General features: G+C 38.5%; 6 protein-coding genes. 3 read left to right on the forward strand and 3 right to left on the reverse strand.

Going from position 1 to position 7,742, the window contains the following annotated elements:
* Positions 1-91: 91 nt before the first annotated feature.
* Positions 92-2,410, reverse strand: coding sequence for a type I DNA topoisomerase (gene topA, locus RLO81_RS07830; RefSeq protein WP_350109676.1), 2,319 nt, complete (start codon positions 2,408-2,410; stop codon positions 92-94).
* 144 nt (positions 2,411-2,554) lie between these two features.
* Here topA and RLO81_RS07835 point away from each other — a divergent pair, with 144 nt between their 5' ends.
* On the forward strand, positions 2,555-3,055 hold the full coding sequence (locus tag RLO81_RS07835) for a SixA phosphatase family protein (protein WP_350109679.1): 501 nt from the start codon (positions 2,555-2,557) through the stop codon (positions 3,053-3,055).
* On the opposite strand, the gene RLO81_RS07840 is transcribed toward RLO81_RS07835, so the two are convergent.
* Positions 3,052-3,417, reverse strand: a complete 366-nt coding sequence (locus RLO81_RS07840; RefSeq protein ID WP_350109682.1) for a tellurite resistance TerB family protein — start codon at positions 3,415-3,417, stop codon at positions 3,052-3,054. The genes RLO81_RS07835 and RLO81_RS07840 overlap by 4 nt on opposite strands.
* Positions 3,418-3,541: 124 nt before the next feature.
* Between RLO81_RS07840 and RLO81_RS07845 the strand changes: the two genes are divergently transcribed.
* Positions 3,542-4,609 carry an agmatinase family protein gene (locus RLO81_RS07845; protein WP_350109685.1) on the forward strand — a complete coding sequence of 356 codons (1,068 nt, stop codon included), beginning with the start codon at positions 3,542-3,544 and terminating at the stop codon, positions 4,607-4,609.
* Here the strand turns inward: RLO81_RS07845 and RLO81_RS07850 are convergent.
* The gene (locus RLO81_RS07850; RefSeq protein ID WP_350109688.1) at positions 4,599-6,563 is read right to left on the reverse strand and encodes a tetratricopeptide repeat protein; all 1,965 of its coding nucleotides are present in this window, start codon (positions 6,561-6,563) and stop codon (positions 4,599-4,601) included. The two genes, RLO81_RS07845 and RLO81_RS07850, sit on opposite strands and share 11 nt — an antisense overlap.
* Before the next feature lie 115 nt (positions 6,564-6,678).
* Here RLO81_RS07850 and RLO81_RS07855 point away from each other — a divergent pair.
* On the forward strand, positions 6,679-7,742 hold a 1,064-nt coding region (locus RLO81_RS07855), incomplete at its 3' end, for an alanine/glycine:cation symporter family protein (RefSeq protein WP_350109691.1).

Consider the following 7,742-nt stretch of genomic DNA (forward strand, 5'->3'; position numbering starts at 1 on the left):
AGAAAAAGAACGTATCAATCATGAACACAAGACAAAGAGTCGGAAAAATTGAAAGTAGGATTTTCTTTAGAATCATTTTCCAAAGCTAAACTTACTTTTTCTTCGCATACCGCCCCTTTTTCTCAGGAGTCTTTTCGGCTAGCTCCAGACATTCCTCCAATGTAAGGTCTTTAGGCTCTTTGTCTTTTGGGATTTTTACGTTCTTCTTACCCACTTTAATATACGGCCCGTATCGTCCGTTTAATACCTGAACGTCAGTATTCTCATCAAAGGTTTTGATGAACTTATTTTTATCAGCTTCTTCTTTCGCCTTGATCAACTCGATGGCGCGCACATCTTCTATTGTGTAAGGGTCATCAGTTTTAGGAATGGACACAAATTTGCCATCGTATTTCACATATGGCCCGAACCTACCTAAGCCAACCAACATTGGTTTACCTTCATAATCTCCTAGTTCTCTAGGAAGTTTAAATAGCTCTAAAGCATCTTCTAACGTGATGCTCTCAATAAACTGGCCTTGCCTTAAGCTGGCAAACTGCGGCTTTTTACCATCTTCCTCCTCATCTCCTATCTGCACTAATGGTCCAAATTTACCTAGTCTAGCAATTACCTTCCTACCCGATTTTGGATCCACACCCAGCTCTCTTGAACTCGGAACGTCTGCCCGCTCAATGTTCTCTGTGGTTTCTACTTTTGCATGAAATTCAGAATAAAACTCGCCTATCATTTTATCCCACTCTTTCAACCCGGAGGCTATTTCATCAAATTTCTTCTCTACCTCGGCTGTAAAGCTATAATTCGTCACATTGGGGAAATGATCTACCAAAAAGTCAGTTACCACCATTGCAATATTGGTAGGAAACATTTTGTTCTTTTCTGTGCCAGTAATTTCTGTTTGCGTCTTAGAGTTTACATTACCGCCTCTGAGTGTTAGTATCTGATATTCACGCTCTTTACCTTCGCGATATTCCTTCTCAACATAATTTCGCTTTTGAATTGTAGATATTGTTGGAGCATAAGTCGATGGTCTACCAATTCCCATTTCCTCCAATTTCTTCACCAAACTAGCCTCGGTGTATCTTGCCGGTGGTCTTGTAAAACCTTGACGAGCATTCATTTCCTGAAGCTCCAACTCCTGACCAACCGATAACGGAGGTAGCATTCCCTTTTGCTCTTCATTTTCCTCTTCATCATCAGTAGATTCGAGGTACACTTTCAAGAAACCTTCAAATTTCACTACTTCTCCCGTAGCTGTTAGTGTATCATCCAGCGTAGAAATATCTATAGTGGCCGTTGTTTTTTCAATTTGAGCATCTGCCATTTGTGATGCAATAGCTCGTTTCCAAATAAGTTCGTACAATCGAACACCATTTCTATCCGCTGATGGATTGGTTACCGCAAAATTTGTTGGTCTGATAGCTTCGTGTGCTTCCTGAGCTGAGCTAGACTTGGTTTTATATTGCCTTACTTTCACAAAGTCATCACCGTACTCTTTTTTAATTTCATTAACAGCACTATCAACAGCTTCCTGAGATAGATTCACAGAGTCCGTTCTCATATAGGATATAATACCCGCTTCGTATAGTCGCTGAGCAACAGTCATTGTTTGCGATACGGAAAAGCCCAATTTCCTACTTGCCTCCTGTTGCAAGGTAGATGTCGTAAATGGTGGTGCAGGAGTTTTTTTAGTTGGCTTCTTTTGAAGATCCTTTATTGTAAACGTTGCCTCCGCACATGCTTCAAGGAATTTCTGAGCTTCCTCCTCTGTTTTAAAGCGTTTCGAGAGTTCTGCCTGAAGTATTTTTTTATTCCCTACATCGAATGAAGCAGTGATTTTATAGAAATTATCTGGCTTGAATTTCTCGATTTCACGCTCTCTTTCAACAACTAGCCTCACGGCTACCGATTGCACCCTACCTGCAGAAAGACCTGTTTTAATCTTCTTCCATAGTATGGGAGAAAGCTCAAAACCTACCAATCTATCCAACACTCTACGAGCCTGCTGTGCATTTACCAAGTCTAAATCTATTCCTCGCGGTGATTGAATAGCGTTTTGAATGGCATTCTTAGTAATCTCTCTAAATACGATTCGCCTTGTTTTAGCATCATCTAAACCCAAGGCTTCTTTTAAATGCCATGAGATGGCTTCTCCCTCGCGGTCATCATCACTCGCCAGATAGATGATGTCAGAATCCTTGGCAAGCTTTTTCAATTCTTTAATAACTGCTTTCTTATCGGGACTTATTTCATAGGTGGGCAAAAACCCATTCTCTTTATCAATGGCTTTATCGCCCTTGGGTAAGTCTCTGACATGCCCATAACTGGAAGTCACTTTATAATCTTTCCCTAAGTATCCTTCAATCGTCTTGGCTTTCGCTGGTGACTCCACTATCACTAAATTCTTCGGCATATCAGATGTTTTGCTTTTGGCTCAAAATTTCAAAGATGAACAATAATTTTAAAAATAAAATAATACGAGTCGATTTAAATAATCATTCGACATTTAGTAGATTGAACCATCAAAGCTATCATTTGTTTTTGATCAACAATTTTTATGAACAAAAATTTATACTTACTCAGGCATGCCAAGGCAAGTGAAAAACTAACAGACCAGCAAGACTTTGATAGAACTTTGGACTCTCAGGGCCTGCAAAACGCTACGCGCATGGGTATTAATCTACTAAACAAAAAAGTACAGATTGATATAATAATTACAAGTCCTGCAGTTCGTGCCTTAAGCACTGCCTCATTAGTAGCAGAACAAATTAAGTACGACACCAACAGGATACATCAAAACCAAGAGCTTTATGAGGCTTCTACAAGAAGTTTGCTTCAGGTAGTTAATCAATTAAAGGATGAGTGGAATACTGTGTTGTTAGTAGGCCACAACCCTGCCCATACGTATTTAGCTGAATACCTTACCAAATCTGAGATTGGCAATATTACCACCTGCGGACTTGCACACATTGTATTTAAAAACCTTGGCTGGAATGAAATTTCAGAAGGAACAGGTCAATTAAAGAGCTACGAATACCCAGACCTGCTTAATTTCTAGTCTTTCTCTATTGAGGGCGTATTCTTAAGATATCCATCAATTTTTGCACGGATTTCCTTCGGGCTAAACCCTAGTCTACCACCTACCAAATTGATAAGCTCTCTTTCAGCATTTGCAAATTCACCGTCCAACATGGCCAGCTTTATCATATCTTCCAACTGCTGATCTTTATCCTGCTGATTTTGAGGAATCAGGTAAACGTATTCATCCGCACGATCGATCATTACATTGAGTCGATCTAAGGGAATACCATTTTCATAGGCAATTTTTGATAGTGCCACCATTTCTACATCAGCTATTTTACCATCAGCGGCAGCAAGGGAAATTAAATTGCGGAAATGTTCAATATTGACGTTAAGCATGATCTGGTTTTTACATAATGGGCTGGAAGATAAAAGAAAAAAATTTACTGCACATAAATAATTTTCAATTATGTGCTCTTTTTATCCTTATTTTGATGCTTACTAAATAATTAGAATCAAATCAATGAGTAAGAAAGAAGATATTATCGCGTCTTTTGACCCTAACGGACCAGGAGCATCTGGCCAATTGTTTGGACTTCCATTTGATTATGAAAGTGCCGATTTAATTATCATTCCTGTACCATGGGAAGTAACAGTATCTTACACTGCCGGTACGGCTGATGGCCCACAAGCAATTCTTGATGCATCTACTCAGGTAGATTTATTTCTAAAAGACATTCCTGATGCCTGGAAAATGGGTATTCACATGCTACCCATTGAAAAGGATTTAATCAACCAAAATAAAAAGTATCGCGATCTTGCATATAAATACATTACCTGGTTGGAAAATAATGAAGAAGAATGGATTACTGATGAACTGAAGATTATTCCTAATGCCGTGAATGAAATGGCCGAGAAGCTAAACATTTATGTGCGCTCTCAGGCTTCCAAAATTCACAATCAAGGAAAAATGGTTGCACTTTTGGGTGGTGATCACAGTACGCCACTGGGAATTATCAATGCTATGGCAGATATATACCCTGATCTTGGAATATTACAGATTGATGCCCATGCCGACTTACGTGAAGCATACGAAAATTTTGCGTACTCGCATGCTTCAATTATGTTTAATGCTTTGAAGAATAAAAAAATATCCAAACTCGTACAGGTTGGTATTAGAGATTTTTGTGATGAGGAGATGAACTATATTACAAATTCTAAAGGTAGAGTTAAAACCTTTTATGATTCGGATATCAAGGCTCATAAGTTTGAAGGCAGCTCCTGGGCTAACATCTGTGACTCTATCATTAACGAATTGCCAAAACACGTATACATCAGTTTTGACATAGACGGTTTAGACCCTAAACTATGCCCGAACACGGGCACACCTGTTCCCGGGGGCTTTGAGTTTGATGAGGTAGTCTACCTGATTAAAAAATTAGTTAAGTCGGGAAGAACGATTGTTTCATTTGATTTAAATGAAGTAGCCCCTGGAGAAAATGAATGGGATGCCAATGTTGGAGCCCGCTTGCTGTATCACTTATCTACTTTGATGGGGGTTTCTCAAGGTAAACTAACGTTTAAACCTTAAAACCCATCACCAAAATATCATCCGTTTGTTCTGTTTTACCTTGCCATTTAGAAAGGGTTTGATCAAGTTTTTTCTTTTGATCAGCTAATGGCAGGGTATGTATATCAACCAGGTTTTGCTTGAAATTGCTTACCATAAACTTCTTATTATCCTCGCCCCCAAATTGATCAGGAAAGCCATCGGAAAATAAGTAAAACACATCTCCTGGTTGATAATGTACTTCATGTTTTTCAAAACTTATTTGCCCTTCTGAATTATCTCCAATTGTATGTTTAGTGCCTTTAATGGTGTGCAATTCACCCTCCCTCACATAGTAAAGTGGCCTATTTGCACCCGCGAATTCCAGTTTATTATTATTCCTGTCTATTGCGCATAGGGCAACATCCATTCCATGATCCGATATTAGCCGATCGCTCTGGTTAATGGACTTTTGTACTTGTAAATCAAGTTTTTGCAAAATTGTATCCGGCTGGCTAATGTTTTCTTTGTTGATTATTTGATCAAGTGAAGTATGACCAATAACCGTCATGAACGCGCCAGCAACACCATGGCCGGTACAATCTGCAGCGGCTACTATTTGCTGTTTTTCATTTCCAGAAAACCAGAAAAAATCACCAGAAACAATATCTTTTGGTTTGAAAAGAACGAAAAAATCATCCTTAAATTTATCAGGCACTTCCACTTTAAGCATCGAACCCTGCACACTCTTGGCATAATCAATGCTTTCGGTAATACTTTCATTTTTCTCTTGAATAATAAGTTTTTGTTTCTCTAATTCAATATTCTGAGCTTCTAATTGTTTCTTGTTTTTTCTAATCGTTCTCAATTCTTGCCAGATAACCAAACTTAGGCCTACTACAAGAAAAGACACAATTACCACCGAAGCTATGACTATTTTATCATTCTGAATTTGCAGTTGTTGTAACTCACTTTGTACTTTAAGTGCTTCAATTTCAGCCTCTTTCTTTTCTATTTCAAAAGCACTTTCTAACTCTGCTATTCTTCTATTGCTTAGCTCGTTATACACTTGCTCTTTGGTATTATTGTGCAATTGCAAAAAGCTGTATGCCATAAACATATCGCCTGTGGCAAAATAAGTTTCGGCTAATGAGCCGTATATAATTTCAATGATTCTTTTATTATCAGTTTCTTGGGCAATCGACAGTGCCTCATTAAATATTTCAATGGCTTTTTCATATTTTTTGGTGGCTTTGTAAACCGTACCTATATTATGAAGTGCATTTGCCTGCCCGTTCTTATCGTTATTTAACTTTTCCAGATCAAGGGCACTTTCATAAAAAGCCATTGCATTGTCCCACTCACCGCGCTGGAAATAGATATTACCGATATTATTAAATGGCACAAAAGCCTGGGAATTATCTTCCAATGACTCATAAATTTTAAGGGATTGCAGGTAATTCTTTAATGCGTAATCATACTCCTGTAAATCGGAATATACGTTTCCAATGTTATTAAGCGTACCGATAATGCGTAGTTTATGGTTTATAGACTCAAATTGCTCAAGTGCTTTATTAAAATATACCAATGCCTTTTCAAATTCACCTTTTAAGGAATAGATGGTGCCAATATTATTATAGGTATATGGCAGGGCATCAATAAATTTATTCTGCTCTTCAATTCTAACTGCATTTAAATAACTATCCAGTGCCTCATCTAAGTTTCCCCTATTTTTATTCAATACGCCTATATTATTGTAGCTGGATGCCATCCCGCTCGGATCACCAATCTCCATAGCCATATCAAGCGCCTGCCGTGTGTAGTCCATAGCTTTTACAGGATCATTATTGGCGTACTGTTTATAAAGTTCATTGAGAATAATCACTTTCTCAGTGCCAGAAGACGTTTGAAGCGACTGATTGAGACTGTCTATTGTCGGGTTTGAGACAGGTGATTGGATTAAAAACAGCGAGAGCAAAAAGAGATTTATATTCATTTTATCTTCGAGATTCTTTTATAAAAAATATAAGATAGGCATAAAATTGAAAATTACAGTTTTAGGCCATAAGTAATTTATATATTAGCAGCTTTTCAAAGCAAATATGTAGGAAATGGGACAATTGATAGTAGATTTTGCAAATTGGATTTGGGGGATTCCCCTGCTCATATTATTGCTAGGTGGTGGTTCTTTTTTTCTGCTTTACTCCCAACTTCTGCCATTTAAATATTTTGTGCATGCCATCAAGGTATTAACTGGTAAGTACGATGATCCTAAAGAAAAAGGTGAGATCAATCACTATCAGGCATTATCAACGCATTTGGCATCAACTGTGGGGATGGGTAATATTTCTGGTGTTGCCATTGCCATTGTTACAGGTGGTCCTGGTGCTATATTTTGGATGTGGGTCAGTGCTTTTGTGGGTATTGCTACCAAATTTTTTACTTGTACACTCTCTATCATGTATCGGGGTAAAGATGAAAACGGACAGGTACATGGAGGTCCCATGTATGTGATTAGAGAAGGTTTGGGTAAAGCATGGTTGCCACTCGCCTATCTTTTTTGCATTGCAGGCATGATAGGCTGCCTACCTATATTTCAGGCTAATCAATTAACTCAGGTTATTCGAGATGTGCTAATAATACCGGCAGGATTTGGTGACGACAAGTTTAAACTGCTGAATCAAAACTTTAGATGGACTGATCTTTATACAGGCCTACTTCTTACCGTATTTGTGGGCATTGTAATTTTCGGAGGGTTAAAAAGAATTGCCAATGTTGCCAGTAAAATGGTGCCTCTGATGATTGTGGTTTATTTTTTATCCGTTCTTACAATCATTCTAGCTAATCTATCTGAAGTTCCGGGGATGTTGGGATTGATTCTAACAGATGCCTTTTCAGGAAACGCTGTTGCAGGTGGTGTATTAGGGACAGTGATTATTACCGGTGCCAGAAGAGCTGCCTTTTCTAATGAAGCTGGCATAGGAACAGCCCCTATTGCACATGGGGCAGCCAAAACTGATGAGCCTGTACGTGAGGGGTTGGTAGCCATGCTGGGTCCTGCCATAGATACATTAATAGTTTGTACACTCACTGCTTTGGCGATACTCATTACCAATGTATGGAATACAACAGACCTTGATGGTGTAACCCTTACTGCTACGGCATTTGAGTCTGC

The organism is Fulvivirga sp., from assembly GCF_040220315.1.
Classification (GTDB): Bacteria; Bacteroidota; Bacteroidia; order Cytophagales; family Cyclobacteriaceae; genus Fulvivirga.